At 63.4% G+C, this 15,925-nt stretch carries 14 protein-coding genes; 7 read left to right on the top strand and 7 right to left on the bottom strand.

What is annotated here, in order from left to right:
• Nucleotides 1-3: 3 nt before the first annotated feature.
• From R3E82_22540 to metK, 3 genes are read right to left on the bottom strand one after another with little or no spacing between them, the layout of a single operon-like run.
• A complete protein-coding gene (locus R3E82_22540; GenBank protein ID MEZ5553674.1) occupies nt 4-732 on the bottom strand; it encodes a 16S rRNA (uracil(1498)-N(3))-methyltransferase in 729 nt (242 codons plus the stop codon).
• A complete protein-coding gene (locus tag R3E82_22535) occupies nt 729-1,607 on the bottom strand; it encodes a methylenetetrahydrofolate reductase (protein ID MEZ5553673.1) in 879 nt (292 codons plus the stop codon). The genes R3E82_22540 and R3E82_22535 overlap by 4 nt, the downstream gene beginning before the upstream one ends.
• A gap of 25 nt (nt 1,608-1,632) precedes the next feature.
• Complete coding sequence (gene metK, locus R3E82_22530; GenBank protein MEZ5553672.1) at nt 1,633-2,787, bottom strand: methionine adenosyltransferase; 1,155 nt, start codon at nt 2,785-2,787, stop codon at nt 1,633-1,635.
• A gap of 421 nt (nt 2,788-3,208) precedes the next feature.
• Between metK and tkt the strand changes: the two genes are divergently transcribed.
• The 4 genes from tkt (at nt 3,209) to R3E82_22510 (ending at nt 8,561) form a co-directional block, all read left to right on the top strand.
• Nucleotides 3,209-5,209, top strand: a complete 2,001-nt coding sequence (tkt, locus tag R3E82_22525; protein ID MEZ5553671.1) for a transketolase — start codon at nt 3,209-3,211, stop codon at nt 5,207-5,209.
• Between the two features lie 29 nt (nt 5,210-5,238).
• Nucleotides 5,239-6,402 carry a phosphoglycerate kinase gene (locus R3E82_22520; protein MEZ5553670.1) on the top strand — a complete coding sequence of 388 codons (1,164 nt, stop codon included), beginning with the start codon at nt 5,239-5,241 and terminating at the stop codon, nt 6,400-6,402.
• Nucleotides 6,403-6,523: 121 nt separating this feature from the next.
• Nucleotides 6,524-7,588 carry a class II fructose-bisphosphate aldolase gene (gene fba / locus R3E82_22515; GenBank protein MEZ5553669.1) on the top strand — a complete coding sequence of 355 codons (1,065 nt, stop codon included), beginning with the start codon at nt 6,524-6,526 and terminating at the stop codon, nt 7,586-7,588.
• Nucleotides 7,589-7,610: 22 nt separating this feature from the next.
• The gene (locus R3E82_22510) at nt 7,611-8,561 is read left to right on the top strand and encodes an alpha/beta hydrolase (GenBank protein MEZ5553668.1); all 951 of its coding nucleotides are present in this window, start codon (nt 7,611-7,613) and stop codon (nt 8,559-8,561) included.
• Nucleotides 8,562-8,853: 292 nt separating this feature from the next.
• Here R3E82_22510 and serA read toward each other — a convergent pair whose 3' ends face one another.
• Nucleotides 8,854-10,083, bottom strand: a complete 1,230-nt coding sequence (gene serA / locus R3E82_22505) for a phosphoglycerate dehydrogenase (GenBank protein MEZ5553667.1) — start codon at nt 10,081-10,083, stop codon at nt 8,854-8,856.
• An 88-nt stretch (nt 10,084-10,171) separates the two neighbouring features.
• On the opposite strand from serA, the gene R3E82_22500 reads away from it, so the two are divergent.
• A complete protein-coding gene (locus R3E82_22500) occupies nt 10,172-11,539 on the top strand; it encodes an FAD-binding oxidoreductase (GenBank protein MEZ5553666.1) in 1,368 nt (455 codons plus the stop codon).
• Between the two features lie 119 nt (nt 11,540-11,658).
• Here the strand turns inward: R3E82_22500 and rpiA are convergent, their stop codons facing one another.
• Entirely contained in the window at nt 11,659-12,324 is a 666-nt protein-coding gene (rpiA, locus tag R3E82_22495) for a ribose-5-phosphate isomerase RpiA (GenBank protein ID MEZ5553665.1), read from the bottom strand.
• Nucleotides 12,325-12,356: 32 nt separating this feature from the next.
• On the opposite strand from rpiA, the gene ilvA reads away from it, so the two are divergent.
• Together ilvA and R3E82_22485 are read left to right on the top strand one after the other, a co-directional pair.
• A complete protein-coding gene (ilvA, locus tag R3E82_22490; GenBank protein MEZ5553664.1) occupies nt 12,357-13,883 on the top strand; it encodes a threonine ammonia-lyase, biosynthetic in 1,527 nt (508 codons plus the stop codon).
• Entirely contained in the window at nt 13,864-14,688 is an 825-nt protein-coding gene (locus R3E82_22485; protein ID MEZ5553663.1) for a hypothetical protein, read from the top strand. The genes ilvA and R3E82_22485 overlap by 20 nt, the downstream gene beginning before the upstream one ends.
• Here the strand turns inward: R3E82_22485 and def are convergent.
• The gene (gene def / locus R3E82_22480; protein MEZ5553662.1) at nt 14,671-15,228 is read right to left on the bottom strand and encodes a peptide deformylase; all 558 of its coding nucleotides are present in this window, start codon (nt 15,226-15,228) and stop codon (nt 14,671-14,673) included. The two genes, R3E82_22485 and def, sit on opposite strands and share 18 nt — an antisense overlap.
• 48 nt (nt 15,229-15,276) lie before the next feature.
• On the bottom strand, nt 15,277-15,858 hold the full coding sequence (locus tag R3E82_22475; protein ID MEZ5553661.1) for a 5-formyltetrahydrofolate cyclo-ligase: 582 nt from the start codon (nt 15,856-15,858) through the stop codon (nt 15,277-15,279).
• Nucleotides 15,859-15,925: the final 67 nt, after the last annotated feature.

The raw sequence follows: 15,925 nt of genomic DNA, 5'->3' as shown, positions 1-15,925 counted from the left end.
CGATCAGCGCTGCCAGTGCCAGCTGTGACGGATGGCGGCCAGTACCACCAGCGGTGCGGTTTCCGCACGCAGTGTCAGGTCACCCAGACCACAGGCGATGGCACCGGTGCTGCGCGCCTGGGTCCGCTCCCCTTCAGACCAGCCACCTTCAGGACCGATCAGCAGCAGCAGTGGCGTGGGTCTGGTGCCCGCCTGCAGGGCCGGACTGTTGAGGTCGAGCATCAGTGTCTGCCGCTCCGGCGATGCCGGGGCAGATGCGAGCAGCCCGGTGAGTGACTGGGGCTCACTCACCTCGGGGACGAAGAGGCGCCCACTCTGCTCACTCGCACTGATGGCGATCCGCTGCAGATGGAGCAGACGCTGGGCCAGTCGCGCCCCGTGCAGGTGCACGTTACAGCGCTCGGTAACCAGTGGGATGATGCGACTCACTCCGAGTTCGGTCGCCTTCTGCACCACCGTATCCATGGCGCCGCCCTTGAGCCAGCCCTGAGCCAGAATCAGATCGGTGGGGGCAGCCTCCTGACGGTCCAGCGCCAGCGTTTCGAGCGTAACCCGCCGCCCTTCCGTATTCAGGATGCGCACCCGCCACTGGTTGCCGTGACCATCGAAGCAGAAGAACTCAGAGCCGTCGCGCAGCCGCAGCACCCGCAGCAGATAGTGGGAACGATCCTTATCGAGCGTGGTGCGCTCACCGGCCTCGGGTACCTCGGGAAGGTACAGGCGCTGGTTCATGAATCGGGTGTGAGCAGTCCGAGCCGGTTACAGATGGCACGGGTCGCACCCCAGCGGTTCAGCGTGTAGAAGTGCAGCCCCGGCGCGCCCGCCTCGATGAGTTCGGCACACATCCGGGTGAGGGTGTCGATGCCGAAATCCCGCAGTCCGGCCTCGTCATCGGCGAGCGCTTCGAGCCGCTTGAACATCCAGCGCGGAATGTCGGCGCCGCATTTGCGCGAGAAGCGCACGATGCCCTCGAAGTTCGTGATCGGCATGATGCCGGGCACGATGGGAATATCGATGCCCGCCCTGCTGCAGCGCTCTATGAAATCGTAGTAGGCGTAGGGGCTGTAGAAATACTGGGTGATCGCGCTGTCCGCACCGGCAGCCACCTTGCGGCGGAAGTATTCCAGATCCTGATCGGGACCGCCCGCATCGGGGTGAATTTCGGGATAGGCGGCCACTTCGAGATGGAAGTGAGTGCCGGAATGGTCCCGGATCCAGCCCACCAGCTTTTCGGCGTTGTTCTGGATGCGCGGTGCGCCCATGCCCGAGGGTGCATCGCCCCGCAGCGCAACAATCCGGCGCACGCCGAGCTGCCGATACTGATCGAGCAGCGCGAAGACCGTTTCCTTCGAATCGTTGCCGATCGAAAGGTGGGGGGCGGCGGCGTAGCCCTGTGCCAGCAGGCGGGCGATGGTTTCCCGGGTGCCGTCCCGGGTAGTGCCCCCGGCACCGTAGGTGCACGAGTAGAAGTCGGGCTGCAGCGACTGCAGTTTGCCCGCCACCGCGTCGAGACTCTTCAGACCGCCTTCGTCACGCGGTGGAAAAAATTCACAGCTCAGACGCAGAGTGCGCCTGGGCGCCGATTCAGTTCCGGGTGTGTCGGTCATCGTTCAAGCCAGATGCCCCGGTGCGCTACAGCGCCGCGGCAAGGGCCTCTGCCCGGTCCGTGCGCTCCCAGGTGAAGTTGGGATCCGTGCGCCCGAAATGGCCGTAGGCGGCCGTAGCCAGATAGATGGGGCGCTTTAAGTCCAGCATCGCGATCAGGCCCTTGGGCCGCAAATCGAAATGCTCACGCACCAGTTGAACCAGTTTCTCTTCGGACAGTTTGCCGGTACCGAAGGTGTTGATGCTGATGGAGGTAGGCTCGGCCACGCCGATGGCGTAGCTCACCTGGATTTCCACCCGGTCAGCGAGACCGGCGGCCACGAGATTCTTGGCCACGTAGCGGCCGGCATAGGCGGCGGATCGGTCCACCTTCGAGGGATCTTTGCCGCTGAATGCGCCGCCACCATGGCGGGCCATGCCGCCGTAGGTGTCGACGATGATCTTGCGGCCCGTCACGCCACAGTCACCCACGGGTCCGCCGATCACGAATTTTCCTGTCGGGTTGATGAAGATGCGGGTGTGCTTCGAAATCCAGTTGCCGGGGATAACGGGCTTGATGATCTCTTCCATCACCGCCTCGCGCAGGTCGCCCTGACTGATGTCCGGATCATGCTGGGTGGAGAGGACCACGGCATCGATGCCCACCGGGTTGCCTTCGTCGTCGTAATGGAAGGACAGCTGGCTTTTCGCATCCGGACGCAGAAAGGGCAGGCTCGAACGGCGCATTTCCGCCTGGCGCTGCACCAGTCGATGGGCGTACGTGATCGGCGCGGGCATCAGCACGTCGGTTTCGTTGGTGGCATAGCCGAACATCAGGCCCTGATCGCCGGCGCCCTGTTCGTGGTCGTCGGCTTCGTCCACACCCATGGCGATATCGCCGGACTGCACGCCCAGCGCGTTGATCACCGCACAGTCTCTGGCGTCGAAGCCGACTTCCATGGAGTTGTAACCGATGTCACGTACCGTAGCCCGCACCAGGCGGTCGATGTCCACCACGGCGTTTGATCGCACTTCACCGGCCACCACCACGATGCCGGTCTTGATCAGTGTCTCGCAGGCGACCCGGGACTCCGGATCCTGGGCCAGCATGGCGTCGAGCACCGCATCGGAGACCTGATCAGCGACCTTGTCCGGGTGGCCTTCAGAGACCGATTCCGAGGTGAAGACTTGATAATCTTTCATTTAGCGTTCCTGACTTTCCGGGTAGCAGCCGACTGATTGACTGGATTGAAGGGGCGGGCGTGTTGGCGGTGTCGGCACGTTCACCGCGGCATCGCGCGGCTTCCGCACCGCAACTTCTGTGTCGCAAGAGGCGCAGATTCTAACTGATGTGACCCGCCCGCTGCCTCGGCGATGTTCATGTGGATGTGAGCGGTTTTAATGCAGGGGGTGATGAGGAAGTGTGCCGCAGGACCGCTGTCCCGGCCCCGACCCCGGCAGCTGCGGACACCCGCCGGTCAATAATTGCGATCCGGTCGGCGAGCCGCGACAATAGCGCCGCGCAGACAACCGCACAGACCCTGTGCGGACACCCGCACGCAAAGGCGTGCGAGCCAATGCTGAAAGTCCGACCATACGGGCAAAGCGCCATCACGGGGGTGACATGTCATCGAGAACAGAACGGGCGAACGCCATCAGAGCGCTCGCCATGGACGCCGTGGAGGCGGCGAATTCGGGCCATCCGGGCGCGCCCATGGGCCTGGCGGATGTCGCCGAAGTGCTGTGGCGGGAGGTGCTCCGGCACAATCCGGCGGATCCCGGGTGGGCGAATCGGGACCGCTTCGTGCTCTCCAATGGCCATTCCTCCATGCTGCTCTATGCGGTACTGCACCTGACCGGCTATGACGTCACCATCGAAGATATCAGGGCATTCCGACAGCTGCATTCCCGCACGCCCGGGCACCCTGAACGGGGTGAGTGCCCCGGGGTGGAAACCACCACGGGTCCCCTGGGCCAGGGCCTGGCCAATGCGGTGGGCATGGCCCTGGCCGAACGTCAGCTCGCCGGCACCTTCAACCGCGAGGGTTTTCCGGTGGTCGACCATCGCACCTGGGTGATCGCCGGCGACGGCTGCCTGATGGAGGGGATCTCCCACGAGGCAGCCTCCCTGGCAGGTACGCTGAAACTCGGCAAACTCGTGTGCCTGTACGACGACAATGGCATTTCCATCGATGGCGCCGTCGATGCCTGGTTCGGTGAGGACGTTGGCGCCCGCTTCGAAGCCTACGGCTGGCGTGTGATCCGGGGTGTGGACGGCCACGACGGCGAGGAGCTGGCCACGGCGCTGACCACCGCGGCGGCGGACGACGGCAGGCCCACCCTGGTCTGCGTGCGCACGGTGATCGGCTATGGTGCGCCCACCATGCAGGGCAGCGCGGCCGTCCACGGGGCCGCACTTGGCGCGAAAGAGATTGCGGCGGCGCGGACCGCCCTCAACTGGGGGAGTGCACCCTTCGAGATTCCCGACCACCTTTATGAGAGCTGGGACTGCCGCGCTCGCGGCGGCGAACTGCAGGACAGCTGGCAGGACCTCTTCGACCGCTACCGCCGGATGCATCCGGATCTCGCCGCCGAATTCGATCGACGCATGGCCGGCGACCTGCCCCCGGGCTGGAATGAGGCGCTGCACAAAGTTGCCGCCGATGCCCAGGCGCAGCGGGAAGCCCTGGAAACCCGGAAGTCGTCCCAGCGCTGTATCGGCGCCATTGCCGGGGCACTGCCGGAGATATTCGGTGGTTCCGCGGACCTCACCGGCTCCAACGGCACCCGCTGGGAGGGTGCCGGAGACCGCTACCTGAGCTACGGCGTGCGGGAATTCGGGATGTCGGCCATCACCAACGGCATGGCTCTGCACGGTGGCCTGCGGCCGTTCTCCGGGACCTTCCTGGTCTTCATGGAATACGCACGCAATGCGGTGCGCCTCGCGGCACTGATGAAGCTGCCCAATATCTTCGTCTACACCCATGACTCGGTTGCGGTGGGCGAAGATGGCCCCACCCACCAGCCTGTCGAGCAGCTGACGAATCTGCGCACCACTCCGGGGCTGTCCACCTGGCGCCCCTGCGATACCGTGGAATCCGCCTTCGCCTGGGAGGCCGCCGTGACGGCCCGGGACCAGCCGACGGCACTGATCTTCACCCGGCAGAAAACCCCGGTACCCGAGCGGGATGCACAGGCATTTCAGGACATTGCCCGGGGCGGATATGTTCTGCGCAGGGAAACCGGCAGCCTCGATGCCATCCTGATTGCGACCGGTTCGGAAGTGGCACTGGCGCTGACGGCGGCCGAGCGGCTGTCCGCGACCGACGGACCGGCCGGGCAGAAGCCCGGCGTGCGGGTGGTATCGATGCCGAGTGTGGATGTTTTTCTGCAGCAGGACGCCGCCTACCGGGAAGCCGTGTTACCTGCCACCTGCCGGGCCCGGGTGGCGGTGGAGGCCGGCCATCCGGACTACTGGCATCGCTTCGTTGGTCTCGATGGTGCGGTGGTGGGCATACCGACCTTCGGTCTGTCCGCGCCGGGTCCCCAGGCCATGGCCGAACTCGGCATGACGCCGGAAAACGTGGTCGCCACGGTCGAACGGGTCCTGGGGGGGCTGCGATGACAACCGCGAAACCACCGGGGAGCCGGAAATTGCCCAGGAAGGAGATGGCGGGCCTGGACATCCAGGGGCGCCGGCTGCTGATCCGGGAGGATCTCAACGTCCCCATCAAAAACGGCAAAGTCACCAGCGATGCCCGGATCCGGGCCGCTCTGCCCACCATCGAACAGGCACTGGCGGCGGGCGCCGGGGTGATCCTGATGTCCCACCTGGGTCGCCCGGAGGAAGGCCGCTTCGACCCGGAAGCCTCCCTGGCGCCGGTGGCCGAGACCCTTGGGGAGCTGCTGGGTCGCCCGGTTCCCCTGCTGGACGATCTCGCTGCCGCAGGACGGGTGGCACCCGGTGAGCTGGTGCTGCTAGAAAATGTCCGCTTTCTGGTCGGCGAGACCGGGAATTCCGACGAGCTGTCCCGCCGCCTGGCCGGGATCTGCGACATCTTCGTGATGGACGCCTTCGCAACCGCCCACCGGGCCCAGGCCTCCACCCACGGGGTGGCGCGGTTTGCTCCGGTGGCCTGTGCAGGCCCGCTGCTGTGCGCGGAACTCGAAGCGCTCGAGCAGGCCCTCAGTGAGCCCGCCCGCCCGCTCATCGCCATCGTCGGCGGTGCCAAAGTCTCCACCAAGCTCGAAGTGCTGGGCAGTCTTGCCGGACTCGCCGACCAGGTGATCGTCGGCGGCGGCATTGCCAATACCTTTATAGCTGCCGCGGGTTACAACATCGGCCGCTCCCTGGTGGAAGCGGATCTGGTCGACGCCGCCCGGGAGATCGCGACCCGGGTGGATGTACCCCTGCCGGTGGATGTCATGGTCGGTAAACGGATCGACGAGGCTGAGACCGCCGTTGTGCGTGCGGTGGATGCGGTCGAAGACGACGAAATGATCCTCGATATCGGGCCGGAGACCGCCCGTCGCTTTGCCGAGCGGCTGGCCGCCGCCGGGACAATTCTCTGGAACGGCCCGGTCGGCGTCTTCGAGATCGACCAGTTCGGCGAAGGCACCCGGGTACTGGCCGAGGCCATCGCCACAAGTTCGGCATTTTCCATTGCGGGTGGAGGGGATACTCTGGCTGCCATCGACAAGTACGGTGTGCGCGAAGGGCTGTCCTACATATCGACGGGGGGCGGCGCCTTCCTCGAGTTTGTGGAAGGAAAAACGCTGCCGGCGGTTGCCATACTTGCGGAGCGCGCGGCGCAGTAACGCCTGGGCAGGGAACTCCCGATCACCCCAGGCGGGCCGGGTCCGACCGATGCCGGGTCCGATCAACGCCGGGTCTGATCAACGCCGGGTCCGATCAACAAAGGAATACAGGAGAACGTTCATGCCACTCATCAGTATGCGTCAGCTGCTCGATCATGCCGCAGAGCACGATTACGGGGTGCCTGCTTTTAACGTCAACAATCTGGAACAGATGCGCGCCATCATGGAAGGCGCGGATGAAACCGATTCGCCGGTGATCGTGCAGGCCTCGGCGGGAGCGCGCAAATATGCCGGGCCGAATTTCCTCCGGCATCTGATTCTGGCGGCGATGGAAGAATTTCCCCACATTCCGGTGGTCATGCACCAGGACCACGGGGCCTCACCGGCGGTCTGTCAGCGTTCGATTCAGCTCGGCTTCTCGTCCGTGATGATGGACGGCTCCCTGCTGGAAGATCAGAAGACGCCGGCGAGCTATGAGTACAACGTCGAAGTGACCCGCCGGACGGTAGACATGGCCCATGCCTGCGGGGTTTCGGTAGAAGGCGAGCTCGGCTGTCTCGGTTCACTGGAAACGGGTGAGGCTGGTGAAGAAGATGGTGTCGGCGCCGCAGGCACCCTCACCCACGACATGCTCCTTACGGATCCGGAGCAGGCGGCAGACTTTGTGAAGCAGACGGCCGTGGACGCGCTGGCGATCGCGATCGGCACTTCCCATGGCGCCTACAAGTTCTCCCGGCCGCCGACAGGCGACATTCTCGACATCGACCGCATTAAAGAGATCCATCGGCGTATCCCGAACACCCATCTGGTGATGCACGGCTCGTCGTCGGTCCCCCAGGTGCTGCTCAAGCTGATCAACGATTACGGTGGCGAGATACCCGAGACCTACGGGGTGCCGCTGGAAGAAATTCAGGAAGGCATCCGCCACGGGGTGCGCAAAGTGAACATCGACACGGATCTGCGACTGGCGTCCACCGCAGCCATCCGGCGCTATCTGGCGGAAAACAAATCCGAATTCGATCCGCGCAAGTATCTGGGTGAGAGCCAGAAGGCCATGAAGGCCGTGGTGCTGGATCGCTATGCGGCTTTCGGTACTGCGGGTAATGCAGCGAAGATCCAGGTGCTGTCACTGGAGCGGATGTTCATGGACTACGCAGCCGGCAGGCTTGACCCGGTGGTGAACTGAGCGCCGGATAACGGGAGGACGGGTGACCTACCGGCGTGGTGCTGTCTCCTTCGAGCCCGAAACGCTCGCAGCCGGACTGTCGTCCTTCGCTCCCGCGGCCGCGATTACAGGCGACCCGGCGGCGGGCTACCGCCGTTACTATCATCTCGATTTTCTCAGCAACGGCCAGCCGGTACGTCATCACATCGGCGTAGTCCGCAGTGGCGCCCACCGGATTGTCGCCCAGCTTTTCTCCCAGACAGCAGCCCGGGGCACAGTGGTGGTCTGTCACGGCTACTACGACCACGTCGGACTCTATGGCCACCTGATCGGGTTTCTACTCGATGCCGGCTACGACGTGCTGACTTTCGATCAGCCAGGCCACGGGCTGTCGAGCGGCCCCCGCGCCACCATCGGCAGCTTCGACGAGTACGTGGCCGCACTCGCAGATACTCTGGCGGCGGCTGGTGATCGTCTCGTGCGGCCCTGGCACATCGTCGGCCAGAGCATGGGCGGAGCGGTCACGATGGAGTACCTGGTGCAGCACGGCACCCGGGACTTCGGGCGGGTCGCGCTGCTGGCCCCGCTGATCCGCCCGGCCAACTGGGGCAGATCCCGCATCGTCTACGAAATCGCCCGGCGCACCATCACCGAGCGTCCGCGGGTGCTCACACCCAATGCGGAAAACCCGGAATTTCTCGAGCTGCTCGCCGTCGATCCGCTGTCGCCCCGCACGCTGCCTGTTGCCTGGGTGACCGCGATGGTGGCCTGGATGACGCGCTTCGAGCGCTACGGCGAGTTGCCATTCCGGCCCCTGGTGGTACAGGGACATGCGGATCAGACCGTGGGCTGGAAGCGCAATCTGCGCACGCTGCGGCGGATGACCGAACCGGAAGTCCTGGAGATTCCAGCCGCCCGTCATCATCTGGTCAACGAATCCGAAGACATCCGGCGCCAGATGTTCGAGTGGCTGGCACCAAGATTCCTCGACTAACAGCGCGTCCGCAAGCCTCGAAGTCGCTCCGACACAGGACCGCGGGCACTCCCCGACGGCCAGCCAGACGAGCCATCACGAAGCTCGGAATGATTCATCAAGCGCGGGCGAGGACCTGCAATCTCGGGCCGTGTAGTGAGGCCGAGTGTGTCGATTTGACTCGTGTTCCTGCACGAGGCAAATCGGCATACGAGGGCACAGCGGAGCTGCCGAACGAGGCCCGGGATTGCAGGTCCTCGCCCGCGCCCTGATCAACCATTATCCGAACTTCCTGAACTCGGTGTCAGACAGGCTAGAACAGCACTCGCGTACGAATCGTTCCGGGCACCGTCTGAAGAACGGCGCGCACATCGGTGGAATAGTCCGCGTCGATATCGATCACCACGTAGCCGATTTCCGCATTGGTCTGCAGGTACTGGCCGGCGATGTTGGCATTGGCATCCGACAGTGCCTGGTTGATGGCGGAAAGCACACCGGGCACGTTGCGGTGAATGTGCAGCAGGCGGTGCTGACCGGGATGCTCCGGCAGTGCGACCTCCGGAAAATTCACCGCAGACACAGTGGTGCCGTTGTCGCTGTAGCGGATGAGCTTTTCGGCCACTTCCGTGCCGATGTTCTCCTGGGCCTCGAGCGTGCTGCCACCGACATGGGGGGTGAGGATCACGTTGCCCAGTCCGCGCAATGGCGATGCGAACGTCGGCCCGTTGGTCTTCGGCTCCTCGGGAAACACGTCCACCGCCGCACCAAGCAGCTGCCCCTCGCGCAACCGGCTGGCCAGTGCATCGAGATCCAGCACATTGCCCCGGGAGGCGTTGATCAGTACCGCGGTGCTTTTCAGCAACGTCAGCTCTTTCGCTCCAATCATATTGCGGGTGGCAGGTGTGGCCGGCACGTGCAGGGTCACCACATCAGCCTGGCGCAACAGGTCCTTGAGTGTGTCGACCTGGGTGGCGTTGCCGAGATTGAGCTTCTTCACCACGTCGTGGAAAACCACCCGCATGCCGAGGCCCTCTGCCAGCACGCCGAGCTGGGAACCGATGTTGCCGTAGCCGATCACACCCAGCGTCTTGCCCCGGGTTTCGAATGATGCGCGCGCCGACTTCTGCCAGTTGCCCTCGTGCATCTGGGCGCTTTTCTCAGGCACGCCGCGCAGCAGCAGGATGGCTTCGGCGAGCACCAGCTCCGCCACACTGCGGGTATTCGAATAGGGTGCGTTGAATACCGGAATCCCGGCACGTGTTGCTGCCGCCAGCGCTACCTGATTGGTGCCGATGCAGAAGCAGCCCACGGCCATCAGGCGTTCGGCCGCAGCGATGATCTCTTCGGTGAGCTGGGTGCGGGAGCGGATGCCGAGGATGTGTACATCCTTCAGTGCGGCGTCCAGTTCAGCACCCTGCAGTGCATGATCCAGTCTGGTCACGTTGTCGTAGCCGCCCGCGCTCAGGCTGTGCAGTGCGGAGGTGTGCACACCCTCCAGAAGCAGCACCCGGATTCTGGCTTTGTCGAAGGAAGTCTGTGCCACGGAATGAACTCTCCAGGGGGCGTGGGTGGGCGGTCAGGGCGTCGAAGGGCGCATATACTAGCGTCCCTTGCGACCGATGAAAGCGAAAATGACCGACGCGCTCGATGAATTGTTCTCAGACAGGCAGCTGAAACGGGATCCCGACACCCTCGCTCAGTGGGGGCGGGACTGGACCCGCAGTTTTACGGTCGCCCCTGCTGCGGTCGTGTTCGTCGAGTCCGTGGCAGACGTGCAGAACCTGGTGAAGCTGGCCCGGCAGGAAGGTTTTGCGCTGGTGCCCTCGGGTGGTCGAACCGGGCTGTCCGGTGGGGCGGTGGCGGGCAATGGCGAGGTGGTGGTGTCTTTCGACCGGATGAATCGCGTCCTCGAATTTGATGCGGCGGACCGTCTGGTGACTTGTCAGGCCGGTGTAGTCACCCAGGCTCTGCAGGAATTTGCCGACTCGCAAGGGCTCAGCTATCCGGTCGATTTCGCCTCCTCCGGTTCCAGTCAGATCGGTGGCAACATCGCGACCAACGCCGGCGGTATCAAGGTCATCCGCTACGGCCTCACCCGGGACTGGGTGGCGGGACTGAAGGTCGTGACCGGCAGTGGCGAAGTCCTCGAACTCAATCACGGACTGGTGAAGAATGCCACCGGCTACGACCTGCGCCACCTCTTTATCGGCTCCGAAGGTACCCTGGGCTTTATTGTCGAAGCGCAGATCCGCCTGGCACCCGCACCGGCTCCGCAGCGGGTGATGGTGCTGGGTGTGCCTGTGTTCGCGGATATTCTGAAGGTGCTGGCTGAATTCAACGCGGCACTGCGTCCATCCGCTTTCGAATTTTTTTCCGAGATGGCGCTGACCAAGGTGCGCGCGCATCGGGATCTGCCGCGACCGCTCAGTGAAGCAGTTCCGTTCTACGCACTGATCGAATTCGACGAAACCGAGCTTGCCGCTGCGGAGCAGGTATTTGAAAGAACGGTGGCGGCGGGCTGGGTGGTGGACGGCGTGCTCAGTCAGTCCGTTGCCCAGGCCGAGGCCCTGTGGCAGCTGCGGGAGGGTATCTCAGAAAGTATTTCGGGATACACACCGTACAAGAACGATCTTTCCGTGCGGGTCTCGCTGATGCCGCAGTTCATTGACGACATCGACGCGCTGGTGCGGGACAGCTATCCGGATTTCGAAGTGTGCTGGTACGGCCACATTGGCGATGGCAACCTGCACCTGAATATTCTCAAACCCGATCAACTCTCCGGTGCGGAGTTTTATGAGCGCTGTCATACCATCAGTCCGAAAATCTTCGAGCAGGTGCTGGCAAGGGATGGCTCGATCTCAGCCGAGCATGGCGTAGGGCTGCTGAAGAAAGACTTTCTCTCCTATAGCCGCAGCACACCGGAGATCGATCTGATGCACCAGCTCAAGGGTGTCTTTGATCCGGACGGGATCATGAATCCGGGGAAGCTTCTGCCGTGAACGTCTGATGCCAGCATGCGGCATTGCGCGTCCGTCACCATTGCGAGGCAGGGTGTCCCGCCAGGAAGCGGGGTGTCCCGCCAGGAAGCGGGGTGTCCCGCCAGGAAGCGGGGTGTCCGCTAGAAGGACACCACACCCTCCGGCCCCGCCATCAGCACCCGTGTTGCTGCCTGGGCTGCGAAGATGCCGCAGCAGACCACGCCGACGATGTTGTTTATGCGGTATTCGAGCGCGGGAGGATCGACGATCTGCAGACCGTGTACGTCGAGGATCAGGTTGCCATTGTCGGTCACATAGCCCTGACGCCACTCGGGCGAACCGCCGAGATCGCGCAACGCACGGGCGACCAGTCCCCGGGCCATGGGTATGACTTCGACAGGCAGGGGAAAGCGCCCCAGCACGTCGACCCGTTTGCTCTGATCGATGATGCAGACGAACTCCAGCGCCGCAGCTGCCACTATCTTTTCCCGGGTCAGTGCGCCCCCGGCACCCTTGATGAGCTGACGTTCGCTGTTGGCCTCGTCGGCGCCGTCCACATACACGGTCACCTCGTCCACGGAATTGAGATCGAGCACCTGGATGCCGTGTGCTTCGAGGCGCTTCGTACTGGCCTCGGAACTGGACACACAGGCATCGAACTTGCCGCGGATCGCGGCGAGTTCGTCGATGAACAGATTCGTGGTGGAACCGGTACCCACACCCACGATGCTGTGGCGGTTCAGCCGCGGTTCGATATGGGCGATGGCGGCCTGTGCGGCACTGCGTTTCTGGGCGTCTTGGTTCATACTCGCCGCCGACAGTAACCGATCGATGCCAAGTGGAAAAGTACGTAAAGAAGATTCTTTCTTCCCGGGTCTATGACGTCGCCGTGGAAACCCCCCTGCTGCCTGCCCGTCTGCTGACCCAGCGTCTTGGTAATCAGGTGTCGCTGAAGCGTGAAGACATGCAGCCCGTGTTCTCGTTCAAACTGCGGGGTGCCTACAACAAGATCGCCCAGTTGAGTGACGCGCAGAAGGCCCGGGGTGTGATTGCGGCCTCTGCCGGCAATCACGCCCAGGGCGTTGCCTATGCGGCCCGTGAGCTGGGTCTGAAGTCGATCATCGTGATGGGACACAACGCACCCAGCATCAAAGTCGACGCGGTGCGCGCACTGGGTGCAAAGGTGGTGCTGCACGGCGATACCTACGATGACGCAGCCGGTCATGCCCGCACGCTGGTGGCGGAAGAAGGCTACGTGTACGTGCACCCCTTCGACGATGTCGACGTGATCGCGGGCCAGGGCACCGTGGGCATGGAGATCCTCAATCAGCACCATGGTGCGCCGGATGTGATCTTTGTTCCGGTCGGCGGCGGTGGGCTGATTGCCGGCATAGCCGCCTATGTGAAGTACCTGTCTCCGGCTACCCGGGTGATCGGTGTCGAGGCAGAAGGCTCAGCCTGCATGTCGGCCGCACTCGCCGCCGGACGCCGGGTAACGCTGCCCTATGAGACCCTCGACCTCTTTGCCGATGGTGCCTCCGTCGCCCAGGTCGGAAAGGAGACTTTCCGCATCGCCAGAAAGTGCGTGGACAGTGTGATCACCGTGAACACGGATCAGATCTGTGCCGCGATCAAGGATCTCTTTGATGACACGAGGTCCATTGCTGAACCGGCGGGCGCGCTCGCCGTCGCCGGAATGAAAAAATACTGCGCTGCCCGATCGATTGAGAACAGGAAACTGGTAGCCGTCGTCAGTGGTGCCAACGTGAACTTTGATCGCCTGCGCCACATCTCAGAGCGTGCGGAGATCGGCGAGCAGCGCGAAGCGCTGCTTGGTGTCACCATCCCGGAGAAGAAAGGCAGTTTCAGAACGTTCTGTCGGGCCCTGGGCAAGAATACGGTTACGGAGTTCAACTACCGCTACGCGGGCGGTGACGATGCTCATGTCTATGTGGGTCTTCAGGTAGGCGCAAAGGATGCACGCAGGCGTCTGGTCAGCCAGCTGAAGGAAAGCGGCTACGCCGTGACCGACATGACCGACAACGAGACCGCCAAGCTCCACGTGCGCCACATGGTGGGCGGGCGTACGGGCACTTCCCGGAAAGAACTGCTGTATCGCTTCGAATTTCCGGAACGACCCGGCGCGCTGCTGCGCTTTCTGTCGGTGCTCGGCACGGAATGGAACATCACCATGTTTCATTATCGGAATCATGGCGCGGCCTGGGGTCGGGTGCTGGTGGGCTTCGAATCTTCCGGAGTAAAAGTCACCCAGGAGCGCAAACGTCTGTCTGCCAATCTCGAAGCCATCGGTTACCGGTACTGGGAAGAGACCGGGAATCCGGCCTATGAGCTTTTTCTGCGCTAGCGTGAAATGGCTTGCGAGCCTGCCCTGGTACGACCTGCCACCAGCCCGACAGCACCTCGATAGCTTCTGGTCGCACTTGCGACAGGCCCTGGTGGAACGCGGTATCGCCGGACTGCCGCAATCGCTCGACCGTACCCGTGCACCGTCCGACTTGTGGCGCCTGTCCGAATTGCTGCTGAGCCAATGTTGCGGATTGGATCTGTTCGCCGAGCACGGCCGTGATCTGAAGCCTTTCGCGACACCCGTATTTGCCGATCTCGATTGCCCGCCAGGCACCTACTTCAGTCACATCGTGCAGCGTTCGAATTTCCGGGGAAAACCCGAACGTGCGGCGGTCAACGCTCCGAGCTCACGCTCGGGTTGCGATGCGCTGCTCGAATGGTGTGAGACTCATGATCTGCCGGACGTCGACCTGATGATCAGCGGCTCCCATGCACACAGCCTCACCCTCCTTCGGCGCGGAGTCGTCGATCTGGCCGCAATAGATGCTCACAGCTATCCCCTGCTCGATACCCGTGGTGTGCGGATCATTGGGTCCAGCGCGCCATCTGCTGCGCCACCCTTTGTGATGCACACCGATTGCACAGCGCCGGTGGAACTTCTGCGCACTGCATTGGGCGAGACCATCAGGCATGCCGGTATGGGAATTGGTATTGGCGGGCTTCTGCCCGCCGATCGGACGACCTACGCCGCACAACAGGCCACCGCTGGCAGCCGCAACACCTCGGCACGCTGGTGCATGGCGCAGGGCGGCGAAGTGCGCTTCCTCGAGCAGAGCCCGCTGAAACTAGAGGTCATCCGATAGCTCGGTCTCGGAGAGGATGTAGCGCTCGAACTCCTCCTCGAACACCAGTTTGCGGGTATCCGTGATGTGATCGATGTAGAGGCGGCCGTCCAGATGGTCGAACTCGTGTTGAAACACCGTGGCTGGAAATCCGCGCAGCTCCAGCTGCTGTCGTTTCCCGTCGATGTCCAGGGCGTTGACGCGGATGTGCTGCGGTCGCTCCACGAAACCGCGCAGACCCGGCACCGACAGACAACCTTCCCAGTAGCCGGCAGTCGCCGGATCGATCAATTCGATGGTGGGATTCACGAACACCGTCAGTGGCAGCGCGGCGATTTCACCATAGCGGGAAGGGCCGCCGGACATCTCCACGATGGCGAGCCGCAGCGGCTCGTCGATCTGGGGCGCTGCCAGACCGATACCGCCATAGTCGTGCAGTGTGTCGATCATGTCTGCGACCAGGCGCTGCAGTTCCTCGGTGCCGAACTCATCCGGCGCGAGGGGCAGGGCAGCACGACGCAATGTCGGATGTCCCATGCGGATGATTTTTCTTACTGCCATTCTTCGGACCTCATAGCTTCAGACCTCAGAGTGCTGCAGCCTGGCGCGTCATATCACAGTTGTGAATGACTGCCAGCCCGCTTCGGTGATCACGCCATCCAGCGGTATGTCCCAGGGCTTGTGCTCGAGACGTGCCGGACTGCGCTGAACTTCATGGGCCAGACCGATAAGCCGTGGGCGCAGGGTCGCGGGCAGGCGACCGAGAAAGCGATCGTAAAACCCCAGCCCCATTCCGACCCGGTTGCCCTGGTCATCGAATGCAACCAGCGGCATGAAGAGCAGCGACAGACCCAGGGGGTGCATGAAAGGGGATCCCATCGGTGGTTCGCCGATACCGAACCGGTTACGCAGGAGACGGGCATCCGGCGTCAGCCGGTAAAAGTTCATGTGCGCCTGCCGGGCGGCGACCACGGGCACCGCCACCACTTTCGACATCGACCAGAGTCTCTGCAGCAGTGGCAGGGTGTCGAGTTCGCCATCTGCTGCGTTCGAAAGATAAGCACCCACTGCACCGCTGCCCAGCAGCAGTGTGGAACAGGCTGCAGCGCGACTCACCGCGAGGGCGTGTTCACTCTGTTCGAATCGATCGAGGTTGCGTCGTGCTGTGCGGAAACGTTGCCGGACATTCATCGCGGTTGGTTCTCATGCCCGCTGTCGTTTCAGGGCGCGTCCGCCGCTCATTGCGGGATACTCCTGA

Source organism: Pseudomonadales bacterium (assembly GCA_041395945.1).
Classification (GTDB): domain Bacteria; phylum Pseudomonadota; class Gammaproteobacteria; order Pseudomonadales; family Azotimanducaceae; genus SZUA-309.
Note: the sequence above shows the minus strand (reverse complement) of the source record. Positions and strands in the feature narration are given on the sequence as shown.